The following is a 26182-nucleotide window of genomic DNA, read 5'->3' on the forward strand; positions in this document are numbered from 1 at the left end:
GGGCCGACCCGGATCGGCGCTGCGCTTCATTCCACGGGGGAGTAGGACATGGAATCGCACGTACGTCAATATATGTTTATGGTATGTTCAACGCAATCCCATGAAAAGCGGGTACGCTTTGAGATGCCCGTAAAGGCCGCCACCCGATTGCCTTGTCCGGCACTCCCTTGACTGTCGCGGGAACGTTCGCGCTACCCAATATCACACCTGTCTTATCGGCCCGGGATATCGCGCGACGAGTTCGTCGCTTGTGAGCAACTGGATTCCCTCGATCATCGCCTGCGCGATCAGGATACGGTCGAAGGGATCCTTGTGGATCGGTGGCAAGGCGTCGATTGCCACCGCATGTCCGCTGGTGACGGCGAGCTCGGTATAGCCGTTGTCCAGCAGGCCCCGGCGAAGCAGCCGAACATCAGCGTGAAAATCGGGGCGCCCCAACCCACTCTTGATAGCGACCTCCCAGATGCTGGCGGCGCTGAATATCAGCTCGTTTTCGGGGTCCTCCAGCAGTTCCGCGGCCTCGGGCGAAAGACGGCCTGGAGAGCTGGCGGCCCATAGCAACAAATGCGTGTCGACGAGATACTTCATGCTTCGCCGCCAAAGAGCGTCTCGACTTCGGCTTGCCCCATCCGGTCGAAATCATCCGGCACCGTGAACTGATCGCGCAGGAAGCCAAGGCGTCTAGCCTGTCCTGTCTGCGGCGCCTCCAACGCGATGACCTTGACCATGGGCTTTCCGGCCTTGGCGATTACGAAAGGCTCGCCCGCGGCAGCCTGTTCGATGAGACGCGACAGATGCGTTTTCGCCTCGTGGATGTTGACCGTTCGCATGTGGAGCTCCCAGACTAAGTCTACTTAGTCTAGTCTGTATTCGCTGATACGGCCAGCTTGACCCGGAGCCTGTTCCCCCATATTGCCGCAGCCACGATGCCAGCGCCGATATCTCCCCGCAATTCTGCCCATTCGAAGATCTTGCGCCATGCGTAAATGGCCCGGTTCCACGCGCTCGGCGCTACTCACCGTCGCCGCCGCCTATGTCGTGCTGCTCGCCGACTTCTATTTCTGGGGCTTGCCAGATGGAGAGCAGATTACCGTCCTGCTCCTCAGCATCCTCATCCCCGCCGTCGGCGCCGCCTATGGCATCTTCTTCTTCCATTGGCTGTTCGAGAGTGGGCGAGCAGGCACCAATTATGCAGCCGACTACAGCTTCGGCATCTGGCTGATCTCCTCGCTGGTTTCGATCGTCTATATGGGCATCTTCGCAGGCTTTGCCGTGCTGATCCCGTACACGGTCACATTATTGCCGAATGTCTTTCCGACGCCGATCCGCGCGTTTGCGGCCCATATGATCGGCGCCTCCAACTATTTCGAGCCCTTCCTGTGGCGCAGCATCGGCATGTTCACCATCCTGGAGGTCTTCGCCTGCGCCTATGGGAAGAAGGAAGGGATGCGCCGCATGACAGAACGCACATGAAGGTGATAATTCGCAATCTGTTCGGCTGGAGCGGCCGGCTGGCCGAGACCTCCTGCTGGCTCGGACTATTCATGGATGCCAAGCCACTTCTCGCCGTCAAAGCTTGACCCCGTGCCTCAGCGCGCATAGTCGTGTTTGCTCCAAAGGAGGCCAGTGCCGTGACGACGACAGACCGTTCCATGACCGTGACGCTGATCGACAATTATGACAGCTTCACCTGGAACCTCTGGCATTATCTCGGCCAGCTGGGTTGCGAGGTCACGGTCTACCGCAACGACAAGATCAGCGCGGATGAGGTCATCGCCGGCAATCCCGATGCCATCGTGCTGTCACCCGGCCCCTGCACGCCGACGGAAGCCGGCATCTGCTGCGAGTTGATCGAGAAGGCGCAGGACAGGATCCCGCTTTTCGGCGTCTGCCTCGGCCACCAGGCCATCGGCCAGGTGTTCGGTGGCGATGTCGTGCGCCTCGCGGTGCCCATGCATGGCAAGATCTCCTCGATCGAGCATACCGGGCGGGGCGTGTTTCGCGGCATCAACGGGCCATTCATGGGCACGCGTTATCACTCGCTGATCGTCAAGCGCGAGAGCTTGCCGCTCGACCTCGAGATCACGGCCGAGACCGATGACGGCGTGATCATGGGCGTGCAGCACAAGAACGCGCCGCTGCACGGGGTGCAGTTCCACCCGGAGTCGATCATGTCCGACCATGGCCACCGCATCCTCCAGAACTTCCTGGACATCGCGGCCGCCTGGAACGTGCAACACCGCCTCACCCAGCCCGAGCACGCCTGATGGACGGCTTCAAACCCTATATCGGCAAGGCCGCTGCAGGCGCCTTGTCGCGGCAGGAGGCGGCCGAAGCCTTCGATCTGCTGCTCTCGGGCCAGGCGACGCCCTCGCAGATCGGCGGCTTCCTGATGGCCCTGCGCGTGCGCGGTGAGACGCCGGACGAGATCGCCGGCGCGGTCACCGCGATGCGCTCCAAGATGCTGCCGGTAACGGCACCTGATGACGCCATCGATATTGTCGGTACCGGGGGCGATGCCTCCGGCTCCTATAATGTCTCGACGGCCGCCTCGCTGATCGTGGCCGGGGCGGGCGTGAAGGTCGCCAAGCATGGCAACCGCGCCCTCTCCTCCAAATCCGGTGCGGCGGATGTGCTCGTGGCGCTCGGCGTCAATATCGAGCTGAAACCGGAGACGATCGCCCGCTGCATCGAGCTCGCCGGCGTCGGCTTCATGTTCGCGCCCGCCCATCACGGCGCCATGCGGCATGTCGGGCCCACGCGTGTCGAGCTCGGCACCCGCACGGTGTTCAACCTGCTCGGCCCGCTCTCCAACCCCGCCGGTGTGAAGCGGCAATTGCTCGGCGTCTACGCCCGCAACTGGCTGCAGCCGATGGTGGAGGTGCTGAAGACGCTCGGCTCGACCCGCATCATCGCCGTGCATGGCAGCGACGGGCTCGACGAAATCACCACCACCGGCCCGACGGAGATCGTCTCGCTGGAGAATGGCGAGATCACGCACGGCATCATCACGCCGGACGAAATCGGCCTGAGGGTGGCACAGCCCGAGGACCTGAAGGGCGGCGACGCCGCCCACAACGCCGTCGCCCTGCGCGCCGTGCTGGAAGGCGAGAAGACACCCTACCGCGACATCGCCATTCTCAACGCAGCCGCCGCCCTCCTCGTCGCCGGCAAGGCGAAGAACCTTGCCGAAGGCGCGGAACTTGCACGTGAATCCGTCGACAAGGGCAAGGCTCTTGCAACCCTCGGCCGCCTGGTCGAGGTTTCCAATATGTGAGCGCCATGGCAAGCATTCTCCAGAAGATCGAAGCCTATAAGCGCCGCGAGATCGAGGTGGCGAAGGCCGCCGTCCCCCTGCCCGACCTGATCAGGCAAGCCGAACAGGCCGGGCCGGTGCGCGGTTTCAAGCGGGCGCTCGAAGCCAAGCTCGCGGCCGGCAAGACCGGCCTTATCGCCGAGATCAAGAAGGCGAGCCCCTCCAAGGGCCTGATCCGCGCCGATTTCGATCCGCCCGCGCTCGCCCGCGCCTATGAGGCCGGCGGCGCCGCCTGTCTTTCGGTACTGACGGACGAGCCTTCCTTCCAGGGCAAGCCGGAATTCCTCACCTCGGCGCGCGAGGCGGTCTCGTTGCCGGCGCTGCGCAAGGATTTCCTCTACGATCCCTACCAGGTCGTAGAAGCCCGCGCCTGGGGCGCCGACTGCATCCTGGTGATCATGGCCAGCGTCACCGACGAGGAAGCGCGCGCCCTCATCGCCGCGGCCAAGGACTGGTCGCTCGATGTGCTCTGCGAGATCCACAATCTCGAAGAGCTGGAGCGCGCACTGCCGCTCGATGTCAGCATGATCGGCATCAACAATCGCGACCTCAACGATTTCGTCACCCGCCTGGAGACAACGGAAACCCTGGCGCCGCTGGTGCCGAGCGACCGCCTGCTGGTGGGTGAGAGCGGCATCTTCACGCCCACTGACGTGTCCAGGCTGCAAGCCGCCGGCGTCAGCACCTTCCTTGTCGGCGAGAGCCTGATGCGCCAGACCGACGTTGCCGCTGCCACGCGCGCCTTGCTGGCACTGGATACGGCGGCATGAGCGCAGGCCTCACCCATCTCGATGCGTCCGGCGCGGCCAATATGGTCGACGTCTCGCAGAAGGATGTGACGAGCCGGATCGCGGTCGCCGAGGGCCGGGTTGTGATGCAAGCCGCCACGCTCGACCTCGTGCTGTCGGGCGATGCCAGGAAGGGCGACGTGCGTGCCACCGCCCGTATCGCCGGCATCATGGCGGCGAAGAGAACGCATGAGCTGATCCCCCTCTGCCATCCTCTGCTGCTCAGCAGGATCGCCGTCGAGATCGAGCCCGATGCGAGCCTGCCGGGCCTTACGGTGCGCGCCACCGCCAAGGTCTCCGGCCAGACAGGCGTGGAGATGGAGGCGCTCACCGCGGTCTCCGTCGCCTGCCTCACCATCTATGACATGGTAAAGGCCGTCGATCGCGGCATGCGCATCGAGGCCATTCGCCTGATTGAAAAGTCCGGAGGCAAGTCCGGCGATTGGCATGCGGAGGACGCCCGATGAGCCTGCTACCGGTTGCCGACGCCCTGGCCAAGGTCGTCGCCAATGTCACGACGCTGCCGGCCGTGAATGTGCCCATTCAGCTGGCAAGGGGCCGCACGCTCGCCTCGACCATCACGGCGCTACGCACCCAACCCAACTTCCATGCCTCTGCGATGGATGGCTATGCGGTGCGGGCCGAGGACGCCTCCGATGGCGCCACGCTGGACCTGATCGGCGAATCGGCGGCCGGCCACGGCTATGCCGGCCGGGTCGGCGAAAAGCAGGCGGTGCGCATCTTCACGGGCGCGCCGGTTCCTGACGGTGCCGACGCCGTTGTGATCCAGGAGAACACCAGGCGGGACGGCAACCGCGTCATCATCGAAAGCGGTGTCCAGCATGGGGCCAATATCCGCGGCCGTGGGCTCGACTTCGCCGAGGGCACGGAGGCCCTGTCCCCGGGCAGCGTCATCGGCCCGCGCGATATCGCCCTTGCCGCCGCCATGAACCATCCGCGCCTGCCGGTGCGGCGCAAGCCCAAGGTCGCCATCCTCGCCACCGGTGATGAACTGGTGCTGCCGGGCCAAGCCGTCGGCCAGGACCAGATCGTCGCCTCCAACACCTTTGCCATCGCCGCGCTGGTGGAGGCCGAGGGCGGCGAGGTGCTCGACCTCGGCATCGCCAGCGACGATTTTCCAGCTCTGGAAGCAGCGATCAAACGCGCCCGCAGCGAAAAGGCCGACATCCTCGTCACCATCGGCGGCGCTTCCGTTGGTGATCATGACCTCATCCAGACGGCTCTCACCCGCGAAGGCATGACGTTGGGTTTCTGGAAGATCGCCATGCGCCCCGGCAAACCCTTGCTGCATGGACGGCTCGGCGGCATGCATATCCTCGGCCTGCCGGGCAATCCGGTCTCCTCGGTGGTGTGCAGCGTGCTCTTCCTGGTGCCGCTGCTGCGCACATTGCTCGGCCGCAGCGAGACCGGTCTCGCCCGCAGGAAGGCCGTGTTCGCCGCACCCTGGCCGGCCAACGACCTGCGCGAAGATTATATCCGCGCCCGCTTCATACTTGACGATGCTTCCGGCATCATCAAGGTAGCGCCACTGGCGCCACAGGATTCGTCGCTGGTCAGCGTGCTGCAGCGTGCGGACTGCCTTGTCATCCGCCCGCCATTCGCTCCGGAAGCAAAACCGGGCGATGTGTGTGAGATAATTGACTTGCGCGCCGCCGGTTATTGATCGCGCTTTAACGTGAACTTCATTCTTGCAGAACACAGTGTGAACATGTAGCAATGTTCTTGCTTTGTTTGCCAAATCATCGTGATTCGCAGGCCGCCATAACGGGATCGCCCATGCTGACCAAGAAACAACACGAATTGCTTCGGTTCATTCATGAGCGGCTGAAGGAACAGGGCGTGCCGCCCTCCTTCGACGAGATGAAGGAAGCGCTGGATCTGCGCTCCAAGTCGGGCATCCACCGGCTGATCATGGCGCTGGAAGAGCGCGGCTTCATCCGCCGCCTGCCCAACCGGGCGCGGGCGCTGGAAGTGGTCCGCCTGCCGGAATCGGCGGTGCCGGGGCTTTCCCTCGCCAGTTCGCAGCGCGGCTTCCGCCCCAATGTCATCGAAGGCAATCTCGGCAAGGTGCGCACCGTGCGTCCGGATGCGGATGACGATGTCGGCCGCCCGGTGATGATCCCAGTGATGGGCCGCATCGCGGCCGGCACGCCGGTCTCGGCCATCCAGACCAAGAGCCACACCATCAGCGTGACGCCGGAAATGCTGTCCTCGGGCGAACATTTCGCGCTTGAGGTGCGCGGCGACTCGATGATCGAGGCAGGCATCTTCGACAACGACACCGTGCTGATCCGCCGCCAGGACCATGCCGACACCGGCGACATCGTGGTGGCCCTGATCGACGACGAGGAGGCCACCCTCAAGCGCCTGCGCAAGCGCGGCGCCTCCATCGCCCTGGAAGCCGCCAACCCCGCCTACGAGACCCGCATCTTCGGCCCGGACCGGGTGCGTATCCAGGGCAAGCTGGTGGGGCTGTTCCGCCGCTATTGATAAGGGCGCGAACTTCCAGTTATAGCGCGCCGAGATTTTTCGGACGATCCGAACCGCCGTGGCGCAAGCCCCTTTGCAAAACCCGCCACAGTGGCGGGTCTGTTGTCGAGTGGATGGAAGTCGTGACGCTAACTGCGTCCGAAATCTTTCAGCGGATGATTGCAATCGAGCCAGGGAACGGGATCGTCCCTGCGCTCTGGTCTCGCGTCAATCTCGATACCGAGGGCTTCCGGCAACAGTCTCAGATCAGGCTCGGTAGGCGTTTCGATAATCTTGCGAGCAAGTGTAATGCCGGGGGTGCGAGAAGCCCGGCCTCCTTGTCTCGGAGTCGGAAGATTGACGACTTCATATCTCCTAGTCTCCATCAATTGAGAGACACAGATCCCAATGCCGTCGAAATAGAAGGTATCGTGGAAGACGCACAATCCACCAATCTTCAGCTTAGATTCGAAGCGTATCAATTCTCCCATGATCGTGTCGTAGGAGTGATCCGAATCAAGCAGGAGGACATCGTATTGCCGATCCGGGAGCGTAACCTCAAGGCTAGATCCAAGATGGAAGGCAATGTACGGTTCCAGTTCTGTTCGTTCCCAGATGAAGTCATTCTTATTGACGTCGATCGTATCCACACAGCCTCCGCCGTTGTCTCGGATTGCACAGGCAATTAGGGACGTGGAATAGCCCATGTTCGTCCCTGTTTCTAAAACGTACTTGGCTCCAATCATGCGCAGGATCCAGTAGTAGGACTGGGCGACCTCTTGCTCTACCGGGCTGTAAATCAGATTCTCTGGCTTCTCCCGCTTAATTCCCTCTCTCAGTTCAATCCCTTGTTCTTTGGTCAGGTTTTCAAGTTGCCGCGGAATCCACCAGCGCTCCGGAAAGAAATAGCCGTGGCTCTCCGGATCGTAGAGATTTTCAAATTGAGAGACGATTGAGGGCTTGGCGATTTCAGCAGATGATAGCCCAAAACGTGCAAGCGGCTTCTGGGGCCGATCATTATTTCTAAGATTGAGCCAGGTCCTTTTTAAAATACCCACATCTTTCTCCATTATATAACTCCACAACTACCGTTGTTGGTCGATCTATATTGGCACGAGTAGATATCAAAAAATACAAAACCGTCAAGGAAATCGGCTCTCAAATTCCAAACAACAACGTCATCTGCGCCATGATTAGTTGGTCTGGAGGCCGCCTTGGTCTTTTAAAGGCTCCCGTGGAGACCATTCCTCTAGAGCATCACGAGCTATCCGTGACTGGCTAAAGAGGTTCGCGTGGATCTTCATCGGCTCATCCCGGGCGAGGGTGATTCACGCTTTGGCTATAAGGACGCCGCTGAGGCGGCACCAATCTCCCTGGCCTGACTCACGATGTTCTCGGCTCTAGGGGATGTGCCTAGAGGCTTTGTCTTATTGCCGGCGTCAACGTCGAAGCGAGCGCCGGTGGTGGGCGTCGGCTACCCACCGACGACATGATTGATAGCGACGCAATGATCGCCTTTCGGACTGGATGGCCGCGCCACTTCGGTGCAAGTCCACGCTATGCCGAGGCGATGACGTCGACGGGAGACAGCATTGAAGAAGCCATCCGTGACGGTGACACGCTGCTCCTAGATCGTTCGATCCGCCGCGTGGTCGACGAAGGCATCTACGTCGTGCCTTTCTATGCCAGTGCGCTGGTGAAACGCCTGCAACATTGCATGCGTGTCGTGATCGCCCGCACAGGCAACAATCCCCTCTTTATCGAGTAGGTCGCGGCGCCAGAGGACCAGCATTTCTTCGCGGTCGAAGGTCGCGTCCGCCGGATCGGCCGCACGATCTGGACACTTTGACCGCGCTTCGGTCGAGAATGATCGTCGCGCGTTTACTTTTCATCGCGCTTGTCCAGAAATTCGCGCCAAGGCGTCGACAATCGCTCACTTCTGTCCAAAATATTCTTGAGTGCTCTCAACTCTGAGAGCAGCGCCGTATCAATCCCTTAGCGTCCGTTCAGCGTTGATGAGGCGATATCCGGAATAACCCGGCACCAGGCTGCACCCTTGGGGGTCAATCGACAGCGATCATCACATCCGAAGCCTTGATCACCGCATAGGCAGTCTGGCCGGGCTTGAGCTTGAGGTCGTCAACCGCTTCATTGGTGATCGAGGCGGTGACGATGGTGCCGTTGACATCGAGCTGGACATGCGAAGTGGTCTGGCCCTTCGTCACGCTCTTGATCGTGCCCTTGATCTGGTTGCGTGCGCTGATCTTCATGACATGTCCTCCCAATTTGAATGATGGTCAATCATTCCCGTCCGGAGCGGCTATGTCCACCGCCGAATCCGCATCCGGTGCCTGTATCGGTGCCGCCGGTGCCGGCACGGAGACCTTCACTGCCCAGGCCGGCATCGGCGCCCAGGGCCGCGACGACCCGAGATCGCGGGCCGTGACCACCCGCCAGCGTGTTTCACCACCCTTCTCGGTGGGAGGATCGGCGTAGAGAGCGACCGAGCCGGCGGCGTAGATGAGGTCGCGGTTGAGCACGATCCCCTTGCCCGCGCAGCTCGTGCCGAGGGTGATGGGGCCGGCCAGCACACTGACATGGCCGCAATCCTCCTCCGCCGCATTGAGAGTGCGGTCGAGCATGAAGACATCGCCGCCCTCAATCGGCGCTGAGCAGCCCTCCTTGTCGCACAGGCGCTGCTCGGCGAGGCTGGGATCATCGGGCTTGCGTCGATCGCCCATCGCCAGCAGCCATTGCTGCACGGCGAAGTTGTCGGAGCGGTTGGCAAGGGAGGTCAGGGAATCGCCCTTGCGGACCAGTGCAGCATGGCCGCTGGCGCCGAAGACCGCGACCGGAGCCTGCGCCGTCGCAGCCACGGCGATGCCGCCGAACAGAGGAACGAGCGTGAAGACCACAAGCCGGCTGCGCATCAGGGTGAGCAGCACAAGAGTGATTGAGAACAGACAGAGCGCAACGGACGAGAATTGCGGCAGGACGAGATCCGAGCCCGGCCATGTCGCGACATAGCGCGCCACCTGCATGAACAGCCCGACCGACCAGCCCATCAGGTGCCAGAAGAAAGCCCCGTAGCCCAAAGGCTCGGCCAGCACCGCCAGCAAGGCCAGCGGCATCATCAGGAAGGAGACGATCGGCGTCGCCACCAGATTGGAGGCGAGCGACTGCAAGGTCAGGCGGTGGAAGTGATAGGCGGAGAAGGGTGCGGTCGCGAGCGAAGCCACCAGTGTCGTCAGCATCATCGCCAGCAGGATGCCGAAGCCCGAAGCGATGCCACGTTCCCAGAAGGTCGCGTGCTTGGCCCGCTTGCGCTTGCCCCAGGCGTCATGCGCCGCCACCAGCATGGCGACGGCCGCGAAGGACATCTGGAAGCTCGGACCAAGCAACTGCTCCGGCGTGGTGAGCAGTACGAAGCTGGCGGCAAGCGCCACGTTGCGCCGCGTGATAGCGCTGCGCCCGAGCGCCACCGCCAGCAGCACGATGGCGGTCATCACGAAGGAGCGCACGGTCGCAACCTCCGCGCCCGAGAACAGCGTATAGGCTGCGGCAGGCACCAGGGAGAGCATCGCGGCGATTTCCTTGGCTCCCCGATAGAGCACGACACGGCCGGAGAGCGCCAGCACGGCACGGATCAGGGCGAAGAGGCCACCGGCGAACAGGGCCATATGGAGGCCGGAAATCGAGACGACATGATAGAGGCCGGAGGCGCGCAAGGCGTCGTTGGCCTCGTTCGGGATCTCGCCGCGCTTTCCCGTGACCTGCGAGGCCGCGATCGCGCCGTTCTCGCCAGGAACCGCCTCGACGATACGCTGCGTCAGGCGGTTGCGCTGGGTGTCGATCCAGATGTTGAAGGCTTCGGCGTAACCGGGTTCGACAGGCGTCGCCGCCGGCGCGATCTTGCCGGCGACGAAGCCGACGGCGCCGATCCCGTCGAAGAAGGCATCCCGGGCAAAGTCGTATCCGCCCGGCAGGGCCGGCGGTGGCGGAGGGCGCATCACTGCCTTGACGGTGATGCTGTCGCCAGCCTTGAGATCTCCCGCCCGGCGCAGCGTGAGGCGAATCTGGCCCGGCATGGCCTCAACGGACAGCCCCTCGATCGCAACCGGCCGCATGATGATACGGGCACTGCCGCCGAGCCGGGATTCCAGCGAGAGCACCAGCCCCGTGACGTTGCCGGAAAGCGACCGGCCGAGTTGCGGCGTGGCCACGCTCATGGTGCGCAGCTTGGCGGAGCAGAAGCCGACACCGATGGCGGCAAGGCAGACAAGCGCTACATGCAGCCACCAGCGTCTGCGTGACGCATAGGCGGTAGCGGTGACGACGGAGGTGGCGATCAGGGGCGCTGCCAGGCCCGGTTCGTCGGGCGCCGCGAAATAGGCGATGACGCCGAGACCCAGGAAGATGGGAACGACCAGGGCCAGCTCGAAGGCCGCCACTTCCGCAGCTGCGCCCTTGGCGAGCCAGGCCAGCACGCCACCCAAGGCGCGGCCGGCCCAGTCGGTGCCTGGGAGGACGAGACTCCCCTCGCCCCGCCAGCCGCCGAGAACACCAACTCTTACACGTCCCCGATCATTCCCAGGCAAAGGCGCCCCCGCCGCTACCGCCCGATGAAACCCTGTGCTAAACGCCCTAGCCTATTTATTTAACCGCCGCTCGCCAAGGGGTTGCCTGGCGCGAGTGTTTCGCCCGCCTGCCTTTGGAATTGTCAGCCCCGATGTCTTCGCCCGTCGTCACCCGTTTCGCCCCCTCGCCCACCGGCTTCCTCCATATCGGCGGCGGCCGCACGGCCCTGTTCAACTGGCTCTATGCCAGGGCCAAGGGCGGCAAGATGCTGCTGCGCATCGAGGACACCGACCGCGAACGCTCGACCGACGCGGCCATTGCCGCCATCCTCGACGGCCTGTCCTGGCTCGGCCTCGACTGGGACGGCGAGCCGATCTTCCAGTTCGCCCGCGCCGCCCGCCATCGCGAGGTGGCCGAGACCATGCTCGCCCAGGGCAAGGCCTATTATTGCTACTGCACGCCGCAGGAACTGGACGAGATGCGCGAGAAGGCCCGCAAGGAGGGCCGCGCGCCGCGTTACAACGGTTATTGGCGCGACCGTGACCCCGCGACCGCGCCCAAGGACGTCAAGCCGGTCATCCGCCTGCGCGCACCCAGCGAGGGCACCACCGTCATCGACGACGACGTGCAGGGCACGGTGACCTGGTCCAACACGGACCTCGACGATCTCGTCCTGCTTCGCTCTGACGGGACGCCGACCTATATGCTCGCGGTGGTGGTCGACGATCACGACATGGGGGTCACCCACATCATCCGGGGCGACGACCATCTCACCAATGCGGCGCGTCAGAAGCAGATCTACGAGGCGATGGGCTGGGAAGTACCGCACATGGCCCATATCCCGCTGATTCACGGCCCGGATGGCGCCAAGCTTTCCAAGCGCCACGGCGCCCTGGGCGTCGACGCCTATCGCGCCATGGGCTATCTGCCGGCCGCCATGCGCAACTATCTCGTGCGTCTGTCCTGGAGCCATGGCGATCAGGAAGTCTTCTCGACCCAGGAGATGATCGAATATTTCGACACCAGCGCCATCGGCAAGTCGGCGGCGCGCTTCGACTTCAAGAAGCTCGAGAACCTCAACGGCCTCTATATGCGCAGCTCCAGCGACGAGGAGCTGATGGCGGCCATCGACCAGCTGCTGCCGCATATTCCGGAAGGGCCGGTCCTTGCCGTGGCACTTGCGGCCGGCAATGGCGCCAAGCGGGTGCAGTTGCTGGCGGCCATGCCCGGCCTCAAGGAGCGCGCCAAGACGCTGATCGAGCTGCTGGATGGGGCGAACTTCCTGTTCGTCTTCCGGCCGCTGCCGCTTGACGACAAGGCCAGGGCGGTGCTCAGCGACGAGGCGCGCACCACGATCGCCGCGCTCGTGCCGCGTCTGGAGGCTGTGACGGAATGGAGCGCCGCGGCCACGGAAGCCGTGGTGCGCGCATTGGCCGAAGAGACGGGTGCCAAGCTCGGCACCCTCGCGCAGCCGCTGCGCGCGGCGCTCACCGGCCGTACCACCTCCCCGCCGGTCTTCGACGTACTCGCTGTGCTCGGCCGCGAGGAAAGCCTGGCGCGGCTCAAGGACCAGGCCGCCTGATTGCCTCCAAACTTGGGCACTCGCTCATGGTGTGAGCCTTTGCTACAAGAATGGCGCCGATTTGGCGTCATTTTCACGTCGCATGCGAAACTGCCTGTCAGCGCAATCGTGTAATCGTCACGCGCCTCACGCGCGGTAAAGCGAACCGTCGGTTTGGTCTTCTGTCATTCTTGCGGCGTTGCAGCAAATGGTCTACCCAACGTGAACGGATCCACGGATACGTTTGCCCTTGCAGGGCCGGACCCGGAAACGGGCCCGGGCGTAGCGTGCAGATTTTCCGTGCAAGGAGGATTTCATGACCGGTAATGCGGCGACTCTGACTATTGACGACAAGACGATCGAGTTGCCAACCAAGGGCGGCTCCGTCGGTCCGACGGTCGTCGACATTGCATCACTTTATAAGCATACGGGTATGTTTACTTACGATCCGGGTTTCACCTCGACAGCGAGCTGTGAGTCCCAGATCACCTATATTGACGGCGACGAGGGCGTTCTGCTCTACCGCGGCTATCCGATCGAGCAACTCGCCGAGCATGGCGACTTCCTCGAGACCTGCTATCTCCTGCTCTACGGCGAATTGCCGACCATGGCCCAGAAGGCTGATTTCGACTATCGCGTCACGCGCCACACCATGGTGCACGAGCAGATGGCTCGCTTCTTCCAGGGCTTCCGCCGCGACGCCCATCCGATGGCGGTCATGGTCGCCTCGGTCGGCGCTCTCTCGGCCTTCTATCACGACTCGACCGACATCGCCGATCCGCACCAGCGCATGATCTCCTCGATGCGCCTGATCGCCAAGATGCCGACGCTGGCGGCGATGGCCTACAAATACACGATCGGCCAGCCCTTCGTGTATCCGCAGAACAATCTCGACTACCCCTCCAACTTCCTGCGCATGTGCTTCTCGGTGCCTTGCGAGGAATACAAGCCCAACCCGATCCTTGCCCGCGCACTCGACCGCATCTTCATCCTGCATGCCGACCACGAGCAGAACGCCTCGACGTCGACGGTGCGCCTCGCCGGTTCCTCGGGCGCCAACCCCTTCGCCTGCATCGCCGCCGGCATTGCCTGCCTCTGGGGCCCTGCCCATGGCGGCGCGAACGAAGCGGCACTCAAGATGCTCAGCGAGATCGGCACGGTGGACCGCATCCCGCACTATATCGCCAAGGCCAAGGACAAGAACGATCCGTTCCGTCTGATGGGCTTCGGGCACCGCGTCTACAAGAACTACGATCCGCGCGCCAAGATCATGCAGCGCACCACGCATGAGGTGCTGAACGAACTCGGCCACAAGGACGATCCGCTGCTGGAAGTGGCGCTCGAGCTCGAGCGCATCGCGCTGCACGACGACTATTTCATCGAGAAGAAGCTCTATCCGAATATCGACTTCTACTCGGGCATCACGCTCAAGGCGATGGGCTTCCCCACCTCGATGTTCACCGTGCTGTTCGCTCTCGCCCGCACCGTCGGCTGGATCGCACAGTGGAAGGAAATGATCGAGGATCCGTCCCAGAAGATCGGCCGTCCGCGCCAGCTCTACACCGGCGCTACCCGCCGCGACTACATCTCCCCGGCCCAGCGCCGCGGATAAGCAAAGAGGGCCGGTCCAAGGATCGGCCCTTTTGGTGGGCCGACATTTTTTTGCATCCAGGATAGTGCTTCCACGCCGGTCTGAAGACCGGCACACGATTATCGGCGCATCGTCTCCAGCACGATCCGGGCGGCACGCTGGGAAGGTGTCTCGCCCACCACCTGCATGCGCCGGTCGATCTCGTCGAAAGCCTGCATCTGCCCTGCGCGCTCCGGCGTATCGCCCAGAAGCGGCGCAAAGATAGCGGCGAGATTGTCGGGGATGACTTCCTCCTGGAACAGTTCGGGCACCGCCCGGCGGTCCACGACCAGGTTCGGCAACAGAAAGAACGGCGCCTTCACCAGGCGGCGCGCGATAAAGGCCTCCCAGGCCGGGAAGCGATAGGCGCCGATCATCGGGATCTGCGACAGAGCGAGTTCCAGCGTCACCGTGCCGGAGGCCGCGAGCGCACCGCGAGCGCGCCGGAAGGCGGCAAACTTCTCGGCCTCGTCCGAGACCACCAGCGGCTTCTGAGGCCAGGAGGCTGTCGCCTCCTTCAAATGAGCGGCATGGCGCGCCACCGTCGGCAGGACCGTGTCGAATGCGCCGATCGTGGCCTGCAGGCGCTGCAGTGTCGCCCCGAAGATGCCGGTCAGCCGTGCCACTTCGCCCGAACGGCTGCCGGGCAGCACGAGGACCAGCGGCTTCTCGCCATCGCGCACGGCCTGCTCGGCGGCATTCGGGCGCAGTTCGTCAAGGCGCTCCATCAGGGGATGGCCGACATAGCTGCAAGGTGGCCCGTCCAAGCGCAGATAGGCCGCCGGCTCGAAGGGGAGCAAAGCGAGGACATGGTCGACATAGGCCTTCATCTTTTTCGCCCGTCCCGGCCGCCAGGCCCAGACGCTGGGCGAGACATAGTTGACGATCGGCAGGTTCGGCAGGCGCTTGCGCACACGCTTGGCGACGGCGTGCGTGAAATCCGGGCTGTCGATGATGACAAGCCCGTCAGGGGGCTCGGCCACGATATGGTCTATCGCCATCCAGGCGCGGGCGCGGATCGTGGGATAGCGCTTGATGACATCGCCAAGGCCCATGACGGCGATATCGTCGAGCGGAAACAGGCTTTCCATGCCCTCGCGGATCATGGCCGGGCCAGCCACCCCTGTGAAACGGATGGGGCCCTGTACTGCGGCTCTCAAGGCCTGGATCAGCTTGAAACCAAGCTGGTCGCCTGAATGCTCGCCGATGACCAGGGCGATATGGAGGGCGCGCTCCGTCATGGCGTGACACCGATGATATAGAGGCCGGCGGCGTCGGCGGCCTTGATAGTCGTCTCACGCTCCACCACCAGCACGCTGCCCGCCTCGATGGCGATGCCGCCAAGCCCGGCCTCGCGGGCCAGACGCACCGTGCGCGGGCCGATGGCCGGCAGGTCGACACGGAAGTCCTGGCCCGGCTTGGCGGCCTTCACCAGCACGCCACCCGACTGCTCGGCCACCGCCGGCCGGCCATGGCGTAACAGGCGGCCGATCAGGCCCTTGCGCCGCAGTCCGGTCACGCGACGGATCATGTTATCGGTGCCCTCGGCAGCCTCTACCGCGAGCACACGGCGCTGGACCACCACGACACCCTGGCCGATATCGCTCGCCCCCATGGCCGCCAGGGCCTTCTGCCCGCAGGCAATGTCCTGCCTATCGGCCTCATCAGGCGCATGGCGGCCGAGCAAGCCAGCCTGCGCCATCAGCCCGGGGGCAACGTCGCGCACGCCGAGCACGGGAAAGCCATTGTCCTCGAGAAAGGCAATGATGCCGCGCAGGAGATTGTCGTCCCCGCCCTGCACCACCTTGCGGATCTCATCGCGGTTGCGCACCGCCTCGTAACCCGCCATCACCAGCCCGATCCCGGGGCGGTGCACGGTGCCGGCCATGATCACGGCCCGTGCCTTCAGGCCGTCGAGAGCCGCCAGCACGCCATTGGGATCGAGCATGCCGACCGGCTGCTGCCTGAAGGCCGAGAAATCGGCATTGGCGACGCCCTTGATCGGCAGGATCGCCACCTCCTCCTGGCGCCCGGCCACTTCCGCGGCAATTTCCGCCGGCAATCGGCCGGCCCCGGCGATGATCGCCAGAGGGCCCTCGCCGGTGCGGGCGCCTGCGCTCACGCCTCGGCGTCCGCCAGATCGCGCGGCGTCACCAGGGAGCGCTCACCGCCCGTTCGCACGAAGTCCACGATCTGCATCACCGCCGGCTGATCGGCGAACTCCGCCGCCACCTTCTCGACTCGCTCCTTGAGCGACCCTCCTGGCGTGAACAGCGCACGATAGGCACGGCGTAGCGCGTGGATCTGCTCGCGTTCGAAGCCACGGCGCTTGAGGCCGACGATGTTGAGCCCGGCAAGGCTGGCGCGGTTGCCAAGCGCCATGCCGAAGGGGATCACATCGTTCTCGACACCGGCCAGTCCGCCGATGAAGGCATGAGCACCAATGCGCGAAAACTGGTGCACAGCCGCGCCGCCGCCGATGATCACGTGCTCGCCGACCTGGACGTGACCGGCCAGCATGACATTGTTCGAGAAGATGACATTGCTGCCGATCTTGCAGTCATGCGCGACATGGCTCTGCGCCAGGAACCAGCAGTGGTCGCCGGTCTGGGTGAGCAGGCCGCCGCCGGCGGTGCCGGGATGCATGGTCACGCCTTCGCGGATGACGCAATCGGCACCAACGATGAGCTTGGACACCTCACCGCGATACTTCATGTCCTGCGGCGGATGGCCGAGGGCGGCAAAGGAATAGATCTGCGTGCGGGCGCCCACCGTGGTGTGCCCGGTGACGACCACATGCGAGTGCAAGATCACCCCTTCGCCCAGGACGACGTTTTCGCCTACGAGGCAGAAAGGGCCGACCGACACGCCCGCGCCGAGGCTGGCGCCGGCGGCAACGAGTGCCGTCGGGTGGATGACGGGAACTGACGTCGGCGTCATTCCATCACCACCATAGCCGAAACCGTCGCTTCGGCGACGATGACGCCGTCAACCTTCGCCTCGCCCTTGTACCACCACATGTTTCGGCGGTTCTTGATCTTGGTCATGTGCAAACGCACCTGATCACCTGGGGTAACGGGCTTGCGGAAGCGGCATTCGTCGATCGTCATGAAGTAGACGACCTTCGGGCGGGAATTGCCCATGGTATTGAGCACACAGATCGCCCCGGCGGTCTGCGCCATCGCCTCGATGACCAAGACGCCCGGCATCACCGGCTGCCCGGGGAAGTGGCCGGTGAAATGGGGCTCGTTGACGGTGACGTTCTTGATACCGATCGCGGAATTATCGTGGTCGATTTCGATGATGCGATCAACCAGCAGAAACGGATAGCGATGCGGCAGCAGCGTGAGCAGCTTACCGATATCGACGGACTCGAGTGTCGCAGGCGTTGTTTCAGTCATAACAGTCTCGTTTCTGGGCCGGCCCTGCCCCAGACAGGGCCGTTTCGTTGAATATAGCTGCCTTCTCCGGCTCCAGGTTGCGGCTCAGCCTTCGTTCTTGGTGTCGGACCGCACCCGCGTCTCCTTGACCAACCGCTTGAGCAGGGCCAATTCGCGGGCAAAGTCGCCCAGCGGCTGTGCCGGTGTGCCGGCCATGCGGGCGCCCGGCGGCACGTCGTCCTTCACATTGGCGGCGCCAGCGATCTGGGCTCCCATGCCGATGCGGATATGGCCGACAGTGGCGGAGGCTCCGCCCATGACCACGAAATCCTCCAGAACGGTCGATCCGGAAATGCCCACCTTGGCCACCAACACACAATGCCGACCCACCATGACGTTATGGCCGATCTGGACCTGATTATCGATCTTGGTGCCTTCGCCGACGATGGTGTCGCGATTGGCGCCACGGTCAACTGTGGTTCCCGCGCCGATCTCGACATCGTCCTGGATCACGACCCGGCCGACTTGCGGCACCTTGAGGTGCCCGCGCGGTCCCATCGAAAAGCCGAAGCCATCCTGACCGAGGCATGCGCCGGAATGGATGATGACACGGTTGCCGATAAGGGAATGCTGGATCACGGCATTGGCGCTGATCGAGCAGTCACGGCCGATGCGAACGTCGGGCCCAATCACCGCATTGGCACCGATGATCGTGCCGGCACCGATCTCCGCCCGCGGGCCAATGACGGCGCCGGGATCGACGGTGACGCCGATCTCGAGCCGTGCCTCAGGGTGAACGACGGCGCCGGGCGAGACGCCCTTGGCCCCGAAGAAGGACTGGGGCCGAGCTGCCTCCGGGAACAGGGCGATGCCGATCTGCGCGAAGGCCCTGTAGGGCTCACGCGCCACCATGAGTGGGGCGCTCTTCGGGGCCCGGTCAAGGAATTTCGGCGAGATCAGGATCAACGCCGCTTTGGAGGTCGCCAGCATCGGCAGGTAGTGCGGGTTTTCCAGGAAGCTGAGGTCGCCTTCCCCGGCCTGGTCGAGCGGTGCGACACGTTCGACGGCGATATCCGCCGACAGGCCCTCAATGGGTTCCGCGCCGGTGAGACGGGTAATGTCCGCCACGGCGAGCCGGCTGCGCGCCCGAAAGAAAACCGGATCAGTCATCATATCCACGCTGCGATCAGCCTGTTGGAAATCAGCACCGGAGGACAGCAAGCCCGAAGCTGATATCAGTTCTTACGATTACACCCGCCGATTTGCAAAAAAGTTACCGGAAGTGAGTGGTCGCGCCAGCCCATACACGAGTCCGTCCGGCAAAGGCAAAACACTGAATATTTCAGAACGTTTCGCATAAGGCGTCTTCCGATCCATTCGGATCAGGAAACCTTCGCATGCTATGGACTTATCTATATTCCTCACACGAACCGCCGACTACCCCACTCGAGTTTCTGCAATCTTCCAACACCAGTCGCGGCCACAAAAAACCGGCCGGCCACGTGGGGACCGGCCGGCCATGGCAGACACGTCAGATCATCAATAGTTGACGATCGTGCCGAAATGGAAGGCCTGGGTGTCGTCGTGCTTGGCCTTGGTAAGGACGAAAGCGTAGTCGAAGCGCAGCGGACCGATGGGCGAGGCCCAGAGCAAGCTGGCGCCCACGGACGAGCGGATCGGATTGTTCTTATAAAGGTCGAAGGGCCGAACACCACTTCTAGCGACACCGGGGACAAAGAAACAGTTGCCGGTCCCGGCGGGGTTACCTGCAGGAAGCGGTCCGCACTGCTGGCTGAAATGCGTACCGCCATAACCGAACACCGAACCGGCGTCGGCGAAGATGGCGCCGCGCAGGCCGACTTCACGCGGCAGGCCGAAGATAGGGAACTGCAGTTCCAGCGTGCCGCCATAGTAGCTGGTTCCGCCGAGTCCATTGCCCTTGGAGCCGCCCGCCAGATCCCGGTCGCCGATGCCACCCGGGGCGAAGCCGCGCACCAGATCGGGACCAGGATTGAACTGGTCGACGATGGCAATCTTTTCACCGCCGAAACCGACCATGTAGCCACCCTGCGCGCGTGCCATGATCGTCAGGTCGTCGGTCAACGGATAATAGTAGCGTGAATCAACCGAAGACTTCACGAATTTCGCGTCGCCGCCAAGGCCCGCAATGTCCTGCTTGAACTGGGCGTAGAGACCTGTACTAGGCTGCTTCAGATCGTCCAGAGAGTTATACGTAAGCGTATAGCCAATCTGAGAAACAAGGCGATTTTTACCGTCCAGTTCCTTGATGGCACGTGAAGCTTCACCATTGAGGTAGTTATTGTCGTTATACTGAGAAGGAATGGTGACCTTCTCAGTATAAAGCGAGTAGTTCACACCAACGGTGAAATTATCAGTGATCGGGAACGCCGCGCGGAGCGTGCCACCCGTGGTCTGATCCTTGTAGAACTGATAGTCGCTATCGTCCGTCGTCTTCGAGAAGAGGTCGAAGCCGGCGGCGATGCGCTGGCCCATGAAGTAGGGCTCGGTGAAGGACAGGCCATAGCCCTGCGTGCGCTGGCCATACTGGACCGACGCCTTCACATACTGGCCACGGCCGAGGAAGTTGCGCTCGGTGAGCGAAACTTCGCCGAGGAAGCCGTCCGACGTCGAGTAGCCGCCGCCGACCGAGAACTCACCGGTCGACTGGTCGACGACTTCGACATTCACAACAACGCGGTCAGGCTCGGAGCCCGGCGTGTTGGTGATCTTCACGCTCTGGAAGTAGCCGAGATTGCGCAGGCGGCGGGCCGCCCGGTCGATCATGGCCTGGTTGTAGGGGTCGCCTTCACCGATATCGAACTCGCGGCGGATGACATAGTCACGCGTGCGGGTGTTGCCGGTAATGTTGATACGCTCGATGTAGACCTTGGCACCCTCTTCCACCACGTAGTTCACGCCGATCTGATCGCCGGCGTCATCACGGACGGCACGCGGGCGAACCTGTGCGAAGGGATGACCGGAGCCAGCGAGCTGGATGGTCATGTCCTCGACGGTCCTGTCCACGTCTTCGCCGCGATAGGTCCAGTTGTTCCAGCTGTGAATGTTGTGCTGAAGCTCATCCGGATTGACGTCCGAGATGGTGGACTGAACCTGCGAGGGGCCGAACTTGTAGTATTTCCCTTCATCGACCGTGACAGTGATGATGTAGCCGTCCTGCTTGTCGTTCAGCGAAGGCACCACGGAAAGCACGCGGAAGTCGGGATAGCCGTGGTTCACATAGAACACGCGCAGACGCTCTTCGTCCGCAGCGAGTCGATCCGGATCATAGGTGTCGGTGGTGCGCAGCCAGCCCAGAAAGCCGGATTCGATCGTCACCATCTGACGCTTCAGGCGCCAGTCGGAGAAATTATTATTGCCGACGAACTTGATCTCGTCGATGCCGATCTTCACGCCTTCCGCCACGGTGAAGACGAGGTCAACACGGTTGTTCGGCAGCGATACTTCACGATAGCTGATCTGGACCGTCGAGCGCCCGGCGCGGTTATAGGCCTCCTTCATGCGATCGATATCGGCATTCACGGTGGCCTGGTTCAGCGGGCTGCCGGGCTTGGACTCCATGATGGAGGTGAGCTGATCCGACGTGACCTTCTTGTTCTTCTCGAAGACGATGCGGTTGATGATCGGCGCCGACCGCGCCGCAACCTGCTTCCTAGGCGCCGCTTCGGCCGAGCCAACCAAGGGAGAGGCTACAAAGGCACCGAACAGCGACGGAACCGCGACAGCCGCGAGGGCAACGCCCAGCTTCAACTTGTACATTGCTGTTGCCATCGGGTCTTAATCCCACTCTTTTTACCAAACCAATGTGAGTTTCGATGCCAAGCTTAAGAGGCCCGCATTGAGCTCATTGGAAATGCTTCTACAGGGTTTCCCGACGCATGCAAACCGACCGGGAAGAGGCAGTCGTCCTTTTTTGGGAGACCGTTGCGAATCCGCCACGCCCCTTCAGCCGCCATAAATTTGTCGTGACAGATCATGGCCCAACACCAAAACCGTAATTGTAATTATCAACATGAGGCCGATGCCGAATGAGAGCTCCTGCGCACGCGCCCCGAGCGGTCGCCCGCGCACCGCTTCGATGGTGTAGAACACGAGATGGCCGCCATCGAGCACCGGGATGGGCAGCAGGTTGATGAAACCGACCGATACCGAAAGGCTCGCCGTGAGCAGGACAAGACCCATCAGCCCCATGGTTTCACCGATGGTCTTGGAGGCCACCGCGATCCCGACAATGCCTGCAACCTGGTTCGGATCGCCACGGCCAACGATCCAGCCATAGATAAAATCTACTGACGCGCCAATGGTTTGGCCCGTAGCGAGGGTTCCCGTCCAGAGCGCGGTGAACGGGTCGAGCCGCTCCATGCCACCCGGCCCGATGCCGATCCTGCCTTGGGTAACAGGCTTGCCGTCAAGGCCCGGGGCCGTGGTGATTTTCGGCACGACGCTCACGTCGAAACTCTCCGATCCCCGTTGGATCGTCAGCTTCACGGGCTTGCCCGCCTCGCCCGCAATCAGGCCGGGAAGCTGGTCGAACACCGTAACCTTGGTGCCGTTGACTTCGACGATGCGGTCTCCCCTCTGCAACCCCGCCTTGGCGGCGGCGCCATCCACGCTCATCGGGCCAATTACGGGATCATTATTTGGGTAACCATAAATGGAAAATGCCGCTGCGAAGACGAAGATGGCGAGGATGAAATTGGCCAGCGGCCCGGCCGCGACGATGGCGATGCGCTGCCAGACGGTCTTGTGAAACAGGCTCACCGCCCGCTCCTCCGGCGTCATCAATTGATTGCGTTCCACGTCGGGCATGGAGGCTGCATTGGCGTCGCCGAAAAAGCGAACATAGCCACCGAGGGGGATGGCGGCCACTCGCCAATGCGTGCCGTGCCTGTCGTCGAAGCCGAAGAGTTCGGGCCCGAAGCCGATCGAGAAGGTCACCACCTTCACACCACACCACCGGCCCACAAGAAAGTGTCCGAGTTCGTGGAAGAAGATCAGGATGGAGATGATTATGACGAACGGCACGAAACCGAGCGCGCCCATGCCAAGACTGTCGAGAACGCCCATCATCCCGTAACCCTCAAGCCTCGCCCGCGAGCGAGGCCCCTTTCCCAAAATCCGATTCGGCCCCTACCAGGCCACGAACCCCGAAGCCGGATGCACGCCGGCGCGAAGCAGTCCAATCACCAGCGCCACGAAGGCCGCGGCCAGAAAGCCGTCGAGCCTGTCCATGACGCCGCCATGCCCCGGAATAACATGACTGGCATCTTTGGCATCAAAACGGCGCTTCAGGGCGGATTCAAGGAGATCGCCTCCCTGTGATACGGCGGCCAACACACCGCCCAGCAGCACCAGCACGAAGGAACCTGCCACCAGCCCGGCAGCAACCGCACCGAAGACCACGCCACCGATGAAGCCCGACCAGGTCTTCTTCGGGCTGATACTGGGCCAGAGCTTGGGGCCGCCCAGGGTCCGGCCGGTGAAGTAGGCCATGATATCGGAACCCCATACGATGGCGAACAGCACGAAGATGGCAAGCATACCATGCGGCTCGTCCAGGCGCAGCAGCGTCACTGGCAGGACGATACAGGCCGCATAGGGCAAAGCCGCCGCTGTCAGAAGCGGCTGGGGCCATGGGCGCGCGATGGCGACCGAACCGAGTACGATTGCTCCGCCGGCGATGACGAACAGGGCCGATATGCCTTGGCCTTCATAGGCGAAAGCCGTGGCCAGGATCAGGAAAGCGGAGGCCGCAATGACCGTGGGCCAATCCTTCGCCCCCGCCCGGATCAGAAACAGCCATTCGCACAGAACGGCAATCGCGGCGAGCAGCCAGAACAGCGCGAAGGCAGGACCGCCGAGCCAATTGGTGAGAAGCGCCAGCCCAGCCATGACGAGGGCGGAAACGATGCGGACCGTGAGGTCGGACCAATTGGTCTTGGCGCTCGGCATCTCAGAACCTGCAGGCCATCACGGCATGGCGGGCAATTTGCCGCATCCGCATTTGTTTCCCGTAACGCCCGAACTGGAAGCACGCGCTGCCCTGCCCCTTCCTCCGCTCGATCGCCCTCACCCCGGAATCCACGCGAAGCCTAACCTGAAGTTGCCTGACGCGGCGGCGTAGGCTCGGACACACCGCCGAAACGACGGTCGCGAGCCTTGAACTCCGCCAGGGCCGCCTCCAGGGCGCTGCGGTCGAAATCAGGCCAGAGCAGCGGCAGGAAGACGAACTCGGCATAGGCCGACTGCCAGAGCAGGAAATTGGATATCCTCTGTTCGCCGGAGGTGCGGATCACGAGGTCGGGGTCGGGAATATCGACGGTATGCAGCTTGCCCGCCAGCAGCTCCGGCGTGATCTCCTCCGGCTTCAGCGTACCGGCAGCGACCATCTCGGCCAGACGCCGGGCGGCGGTAGCGATTTCCTGGCGGCCGCCATAGTTGAAGGCAACGATCAGAGTGAGGCCGGTATTGGCGGCGGTGAGGTTCTCGGCATCGACCAGAAGGTCGGCAAGCTCACCCTCCAGGCCGTCGCGTTCACCAATAATGCGGACACGAACGTTGCTGGCGTGGAGTTCGGCGAGGTCATTGCGCACGAAACGCTTCACCAGGCCCATGAGATAGTCGACTTCCAGGCGAGGCCGCGACCAGTTCTCCGACGAGAAGGAGTAGAGCGTGAGATAGCGGATGCCGATATCGGACGCTGCGCGCACCGTGCGCCGCAAGGCCTCGACACCGCGGCGGTGCCCCTCGAAGCGCGGCATCAGGCGCTTGGATGCCCAGCGCCCGTTGCCGTCCATGATGATGGCGACGTGTGCCGGCAGCGTCGCCACATTCGCATCCTCGATCAGATCCCTGCCAAACATAAGTGCCTCGAAGCTTCATCCGCCCTATATTGGCACGAATTCTATCGAACGATCATCCGGGGGACAGTGGATAATTAGTGTCAAAGCAGATGAAGAAATAATCCTTGCAGCTAGGTTGCAAGGCTTGTTTATCACACTTGCAGGATCTCTTTTTCCTTGGTGGCGAGCGTCTTGTCGATTTCGGCGATCATCGCGTCCGTCGCCTTCTGCACCTGATCGGCCAGACGCTTCTCTTCATCCTCGCCGATAGTGCCGTCCTTCTCGGTCTTCTTCAAGACGTCCAGGCCGTCGCGTCGGACATGGCGAACCGCGACGCGGGCGGATTCGGCATATTTGTGCGCGACCTTCACCAGCTCCTTGCGCCGATCCTGCGTCATCTCCGGGATGCGCAGGCGGATGACCTGGCCCTCGGTCTGCGGATTGAGGCCAAGATTGGAATTGATGATGGCCTTTTCGACCGCGCCGACCATGCCCCGGTCCCACACCTGCACGCTGATCAGGCGCGGCTCGGGTACGGAGACGGTGGCAACCTGGGAGAGCGACATGCTGGCGCCATAGGCCTCGACATGCACCGGCTCAAGCAGGGAGGAGGAGGCACGGCCAGTGCGTAGCCCGCCCAACTCATGCTTGAGTGCATTGAGCGCGCCGTCCATGCGGCGCTTGACGTCGGCAATATCGAATGACGCAGACATGGTCCTGCCCTCGGAATCTTCTGGTTTGGACGATCAATCGGTGACCAGGGTGCAGGGAGCCTGCCCCCGCAGCACTGCGGCGATCGATCCGGCTTCATGAATCGAAAAGACGATTATCGGCAAGCGGGCCTCTCGGGCAAGGGCAAACGCAGCCGTATCCATGATCTTGAGGTCCTTTCGGATCACTTCGTCATGGGTGATCCGGTCATAGCGGGTGGCGGTAGGGTCCTTCTTCGGATCGGCCGTGTAAATGCCGTCCACCTGCGTGCCCTTCATCAGGACATTGCATTCGAGCTCCGCAGCACGCAGCGCCGCACCCGTATCTGTGGTGAAGAAGGGATTGCCGGTGCCGCCGGCGAGCAGGACCACGCGGTCCTTGGCGAGGTGCTCCATCGCCTGCTGGCGCGTATAGGTCTCGACCACCGATGGCATGGCGACACCCGACATGGCGCGGGCAGACTGACCGAGCGAGGCGAGCTGGGCTTCGAGCGCGATCACGTTCATCACCGTGGCCAGCATGCCCATGGAGTCGGCTGCGGGGCGCGAGAGGCCCATGCCCGCGATCTGCGAACCGCGGAAGATATTGCCGCCGCCAACCACGACTGCCACTTCCACGCCGAGTTTCACCGCCTCGATGACGTCCTCGGCGATGCGGCGCACCGTGCCCCGGTCGATGCCGAAGGCTTCCTTGCCCATCAGAGCCTCGCCGGAGAGCTTTACCAGGACGCGTTTATAGGGAAGTGCCGTCATGATTGCTGCTCCGATTCGCTGGCCACTTATACAACAGGCGGCACGAGGCCGCCTGTTGGTCGTCTCTATCATCCACATGGCCGAAGCATGACCAT

At 62.9% G+C, this 26182-nt stretch carries 26 protein-coding genes; 10 read left to right on the forward strand and 16 right to left on the reverse strand.

Features of this window, described 5'->3' with window-relative positions; genetic code table 11:
• Positions 1 to 201: 201 nt before the first annotated feature.
• Together QQL24_RS20750 and QQL24_RS20755 are read right to left on the reverse strand one after the other, a co-directional pair.
• The gene (locus QQL24_RS20750; protein WP_284314203.1) at positions 202 to 588 is read right to left on the reverse strand and encodes a type II toxin-antitoxin system VapC family toxin; all 387 of its coding nucleotides are present in this window, start codon (positions 586 to 588) and stop codon (positions 202 to 204) included.
• On the reverse strand, positions 585 to 830 hold the full coding sequence (locus QQL24_RS20755; RefSeq protein ID WP_284314204.1) for a type II toxin-antitoxin system Phd/YefM family antitoxin: 246 nt from the start codon (positions 828 to 830) through the stop codon (positions 585 to 587). Before QQL24_RS20755 ends, QQL24_RS20750 begins: the two co-directional genes overlap by 4 nt.
• A 148-nt stretch (positions 831 to 978) precedes the next feature.
• On the opposite strand from QQL24_RS20755, the gene QQL24_RS20760 reads away from it, so the two are divergent.
• The 7 genes from QQL24_RS20760 (at position 979) to lexA (ending at position 6615) form a co-directional block, all read left to right on the forward strand.
• On the forward strand, positions 979 to 1473 hold the full coding sequence (locus QQL24_RS20760; protein ID WP_284314205.1) for a hypothetical protein: 495 nt from the start codon (positions 979 to 981) through the stop codon (positions 1471 to 1473).
• Positions 1474 to 1652: 179 nt separating this feature from the next.
• Positions 1653 to 2267, forward strand: coding sequence for an anthranilate synthase component II (locus QQL24_RS20765; RefSeq protein ID WP_284314280.1), 615 nt, complete (start codon positions 1653 to 1655; stop codon positions 2265 to 2267).
• Entirely contained in the window at positions 2267 to 3277 is a 1011-nt protein-coding gene (gene trpD, locus QQL24_RS20770) for an anthranilate phosphoribosyltransferase (protein ID WP_284314206.1), read from the forward strand. The genes QQL24_RS20765 and trpD overlap by 1 nt, the downstream gene beginning before the upstream one ends.
• A 5-nt stretch (positions 3278 to 3282) precedes the next feature.
• Positions 3283 to 4086 (forward strand): indole-3-glycerol phosphate synthase TrpC, encoded by an 804-nt coding sequence (trpC, locus tag QQL24_RS20775; protein ID WP_284314207.1) that lies wholly within the window; start codon positions 3283 to 3285, stop codon positions 4084 to 4086.
• Positions 4083 to 4571 (forward strand): cyclic pyranopterin monophosphate synthase MoaC, encoded by a 489-nt coding sequence (gene moaC, locus QQL24_RS20780; RefSeq protein WP_284314208.1) that lies wholly within the window; start codon positions 4083 to 4085, stop codon positions 4569 to 4571. The genes trpC and moaC overlap by 4 nt, the downstream gene beginning before the upstream one ends.
• A complete protein-coding gene (locus QQL24_RS20785) occupies positions 4568 to 5788 on the forward strand; it encodes a molybdopterin molybdotransferase MoeA (protein ID WP_284314209.1) in 1221 nt (406 codons plus the stop codon). Before moaC ends, QQL24_RS20785 begins: the two co-directional genes overlap by 4 nt.
• A 113-nt stretch (positions 5789 to 5901) precedes the next feature.
• Complete coding sequence (lexA, locus tag QQL24_RS20790; RefSeq protein ID WP_284314210.1) at positions 5902 to 6615, forward strand: transcriptional repressor LexA; 714 nt, start codon at positions 5902 to 5904, stop codon at positions 6613 to 6615.
• Positions 6616 to 6743: 128 nt separating this feature from the next.
• Here the strand turns inward: lexA and QQL24_RS20795 are convergent, their stop codons facing one another.
• Positions 6744 to 7664, reverse strand: a complete 921-nt coding sequence (locus tag QQL24_RS20795) for a class I SAM-dependent methyltransferase (protein WP_284314211.1) — start codon at positions 7662 to 7664, stop codon at positions 6744 to 6746.
• Positions 7665 to 8083: 419 nt separating this feature from the next.
• Here QQL24_RS20795 and QQL24_RS20800 point away from each other — a divergent pair, with 419 nt between their 5' ends.
• Positions 8084 to 8362 (forward strand): S24 family peptidase, encoded by a 279-nt coding sequence (locus tag QQL24_RS20800; protein ID WP_284314212.1) that lies wholly within the window; start codon positions 8084 to 8086, stop codon positions 8360 to 8362.
• A 295-nt stretch (positions 8363 to 8657) separates the two neighbouring features.
• Here the strand turns inward: QQL24_RS20800 and QQL24_RS20805 are convergent, their stop codons facing one another.
• Positions 8658 to 8864 carry a TOBE domain-containing protein gene (locus tag QQL24_RS20805; protein WP_284314213.1) on the reverse strand — a complete coding sequence of 69 codons (207 nt, stop codon included), beginning with the start codon at positions 8862 to 8864 and terminating at the stop codon, positions 8658 to 8660.
• A gap of 27 nt (positions 8865 to 8891) precedes the next feature.
• Entirely contained in the window at positions 8892 to 11192 is a 2301-nt protein-coding gene (locus tag QQL24_RS20810; RefSeq protein ID WP_284314214.1) for a ComEC/Rec2 family competence protein, read from the reverse strand.
• A 131-nt stretch (positions 11193 to 11323) separates the two neighbouring features.
• Between QQL24_RS20810 and gltX the strand changes: the two genes are divergently transcribed.
• On the forward strand, positions 11324 to 12754 hold the full coding sequence (gltX, locus tag QQL24_RS20815; protein ID WP_284314215.1) for a glutamate--tRNA ligase: 1431 nt from the start codon (positions 11324 to 11326) through the stop codon (positions 12752 to 12754).
• Between the two features lie 295 nt (positions 12755 to 13049).
• Complete coding sequence (gltA, locus tag QQL24_RS20820) at positions 13050 to 14345, forward strand: citrate synthase (RefSeq protein WP_284314216.1); 1296 nt, start codon at positions 13050 to 13052, stop codon at positions 14343 to 14345.
• 98 nt (positions 14346 to 14443) lie between these two features.
• Here the strand turns inward: gltA and lpxB are convergent, their stop codons facing one another.
• The 11 genes from lpxB to pyrH form a co-directional block, all read right to left on the reverse strand.
• The gene (lpxB, locus tag QQL24_RS20825) at positions 14444 to 15604 is read right to left on the reverse strand and encodes a lipid-A-disaccharide synthase (RefSeq protein WP_284314217.1); all 1161 of its coding nucleotides are present in this window, start codon (positions 15602 to 15604) and stop codon (positions 14444 to 14446) included.
• Positions 15601 to 16485 (reverse strand): LpxI family protein, encoded by an 885-nt coding sequence (locus QQL24_RS20830; RefSeq protein WP_284314218.1) that lies wholly within the window; start codon positions 16483 to 16485, stop codon positions 15601 to 15603. The genes lpxB and QQL24_RS20830 overlap by 4 nt, the downstream gene beginning before the upstream one ends.
• Entirely contained in the window at positions 16482 to 17303 is an 822-nt protein-coding gene (lpxA, locus tag QQL24_RS20835) for an acyl-ACP--UDP-N-acetylglucosamine O-acyltransferase (RefSeq protein ID WP_284314219.1), read from the reverse strand. The genes QQL24_RS20830 and lpxA overlap by 4 nt, the downstream gene beginning before the upstream one ends.
• The gene (fabZ, locus tag QQL24_RS20840; protein ID WP_284314220.1) at positions 17300 to 17764 is read right to left on the reverse strand and encodes a 3-hydroxyacyl-ACP dehydratase FabZ; all 465 of its coding nucleotides are present in this window, start codon (positions 17762 to 17764) and stop codon (positions 17300 to 17302) included. Before fabZ ends, lpxA begins: the two co-directional genes overlap by 4 nt.
• 84 nt (positions 17765 to 17848) lie before the next feature.
• Positions 17849 to 18913 carry a UDP-3-O-(3-hydroxymyristoyl)glucosamine N-acyltransferase gene (gene lpxD / locus QQL24_RS20845; protein WP_284314221.1) on the reverse strand — a complete coding sequence of 355 codons (1065 nt, stop codon included), beginning with the start codon at positions 18911 to 18913 and terminating at the stop codon, positions 17849 to 17851.
• A gap of 369 nt (positions 18914 to 19282) precedes the next feature.
• Entirely contained in the window at positions 19283 to 21553 is a 2271-nt protein-coding gene (bamA, locus tag QQL24_RS20850) for an outer membrane protein assembly factor BamA (RefSeq protein ID WP_284314222.1), read from the reverse strand.
• Between the two features lie 174 nt (positions 21554 to 21727).
• The gene (locus tag QQL24_RS20855; RefSeq protein ID WP_284314223.1) at positions 21728 to 22849 is read right to left on the reverse strand and encodes a M50 family metallopeptidase; all 1122 of its coding nucleotides are present in this window, start codon (positions 22847 to 22849) and stop codon (positions 21728 to 21730) included.
• 63 nt (positions 22850 to 22912) lie between these two features.
• Positions 22913 to 23734 carry a phosphatidate cytidylyltransferase gene (locus QQL24_RS20860; RefSeq protein WP_284314224.1) on the reverse strand — a complete coding sequence of 274 codons (822 nt, stop codon included), beginning with the start codon at positions 23732 to 23734 and terminating at the stop codon, positions 22913 to 22915.
• 140 nt (positions 23735 to 23874) lie between these two features.
• The gene (locus QQL24_RS20865; protein ID WP_284314225.1) at positions 23875 to 24645 is read right to left on the reverse strand and encodes an isoprenyl transferase; all 771 of its coding nucleotides are present in this window, start codon (positions 24643 to 24645) and stop codon (positions 23875 to 23877) included.
• Positions 24646 to 24776: 131 nt separating this feature from the next.
• The gene (gene frr, locus QQL24_RS20870) at positions 24777 to 25337 is read right to left on the reverse strand and encodes a ribosome recycling factor (protein WP_284314226.1); all 561 of its coding nucleotides are present in this window, start codon (positions 25335 to 25337) and stop codon (positions 24777 to 24779) included.
• A gap of 33 nt (positions 25338 to 25370) precedes the next feature.
• Positions 25371 to 26087, reverse strand: a complete 717-nt coding sequence (gene pyrH / locus QQL24_RS20875; protein ID WP_284314227.1) for a UMP kinase — start codon at positions 26085 to 26087, stop codon at positions 25371 to 25373.
• Positions 26088 to 26182 lie beyond the last annotated feature (95 nt).

This window comes from Labrys miyagiensis, assembly GCF_030160835.1.
Classification (GTDB): Bacteria; Pseudomonadota; Alphaproteobacteria; order Rhizobiales; family Labraceae; genus Labrys; species Labrys miyagiensis.

Bases quoted from the DNA above. Each gene is read 5' to 3' on its own strand.
- QQL24_RS20750 (WP_284314203.1), bottom strand. From the start codon at position 588: ATGAAGTATCTCGTCGACACGCATTTGTTGCTATGGGCCGCCAGCTCT.
- QQL24_RS20755 (WP_284314204.1), bottom strand. From the start codon at position 830: ATGCGAACGGTCAACATCCACGAGGCGAAAACGCATCTGTCGCGTCTC.
- QQL24_RS20760 (WP_284314205.1), top strand. From the start codon at position 979: ATGCGTAAATGGCCCGGTTCCACGCGCTCGGCGCTACTCACCGTCGCC.
- QQL24_RS20765 (WP_284314280.1), top strand. From the start codon at position 1,653: ATGACCGTGACGCTGATCGACAATTATGACAGCTTCACCTGGAACCTC.
- trpD (WP_284314206.1), top strand. From the start codon at position 2,267: ATGGACGGCTTCAAACCCTATATCGGCAAGGCCGCTGCAGGCGCCTTG.
- trpC (WP_284314207.1), top strand. From the start codon at position 3,283: ATGGCAAGCATTCTCCAGAAGATCGAAGCCTATAAGCGCCGCGAGATC.
- moaC (WP_284314208.1), top strand. From the start codon at position 4,083: ATGAGCGCAGGCCTCACCCATCTCGATGCGTCCGGCGCGGCCAATATG.
- QQL24_RS20785 (WP_284314209.1), top strand. From the start codon at position 4,568: ATGAGCCTGCTACCGGTTGCCGACGCCCTGGCCAAGGTCGTCGCCAAT.
- lexA (WP_284314210.1), top strand. From the start codon at position 5,902: ATGCTGACCAAGAAACAACACGAATTGCTTCGGTTCATTCATGAGCGG.
- QQL24_RS20795 (WP_284314211.1), bottom strand. From the start codon at position 7,664: ATGGAGAAAGATGTGGGTATTTTAAAAAGGACCTGGCTCAATCTTAGA.
- QQL24_RS20800 (WP_284314212.1), top strand. From the start codon at position 8,084: ATGATTGATAGCGACGCAATGATCGCCTTTCGGACTGGATGGCCGCGC.
- QQL24_RS20805 (WP_284314213.1), bottom strand. From the start codon at position 8,864: ATGAAGATCAGCGCACGCAACCAGATCAAGGGCACGATCAAGAGCGTG.
- gltX (WP_284314215.1), top strand. From the start codon at position 11,324: ATGTCTTCGCCCGTCGTCACCCGTTTCGCCCCCTCGCCCACCGGCTTC.
- gltA (WP_284314216.1), top strand. From the start codon at position 13,050: ATGACCGGTAATGCGGCGACTCTGACTATTGACGACAAGACGATCGAG.
- lpxB (WP_284314217.1), bottom strand. From the start codon at position 15,604: ATGACGGAGCGCGCCCTCCATATCGCCCTGGTCATCGGCGAGCATTCA.
- lpxA (WP_284314219.1), bottom strand. From the start codon at position 17,303: ATGACGCCGACGTCAGTTCCCGTCATCCACCCGACGGCACTCGTTGCC.
- fabZ (WP_284314220.1), bottom strand. From the start codon at position 17,764: ATGACTGAAACAACGCCTGCGACACTCGAGTCCGTCGATATCGGTAAG.
- lpxD (WP_284314221.1), bottom strand. From the start codon at position 18,913: ATGACTGATCCGGTTTTCTTTCGGGCGCGCAGCCGGCTCGCCGTGGCG.
- bamA (WP_284314222.1), bottom strand. From the start codon at position 21,553: ATGGCAACAGCAATGTACAAGTTGAAGCTGGGCGTTGCCCTCGCGGCT.
- QQL24_RS20855 (WP_284314223.1), bottom strand. From the start codon at position 22,849: ATGGGCGTTCTCGACAGTCTTGGCATGGGCGCGCTCGGTTTCGTGCCG.
- QQL24_RS20860 (WP_284314224.1), bottom strand. From the start codon at position 23,734: ATGCCGAGCGCCAAGACCAATTGGTCCGACCTCACGGTCCGCATCGTT.
- QQL24_RS20865 (WP_284314225.1), bottom strand. From the start codon at position 24,645: ATGTTTGGCAGGGATCTGATCGAGGATGCGAATGTGGCGACGCTGCCG.
- frr (WP_284314226.1), bottom strand. From the start codon at position 25,337: ATGTCTGCGTCATTCGATATTGCCGACGTCAAGCGCCGCATGGACGGC.
- pyrH (WP_284314227.1), bottom strand. From the start codon at position 26,087: ATGACGGCACTTCCCTATAAACGCGTCCTGGTAAAGCTCTCCGGCGAG.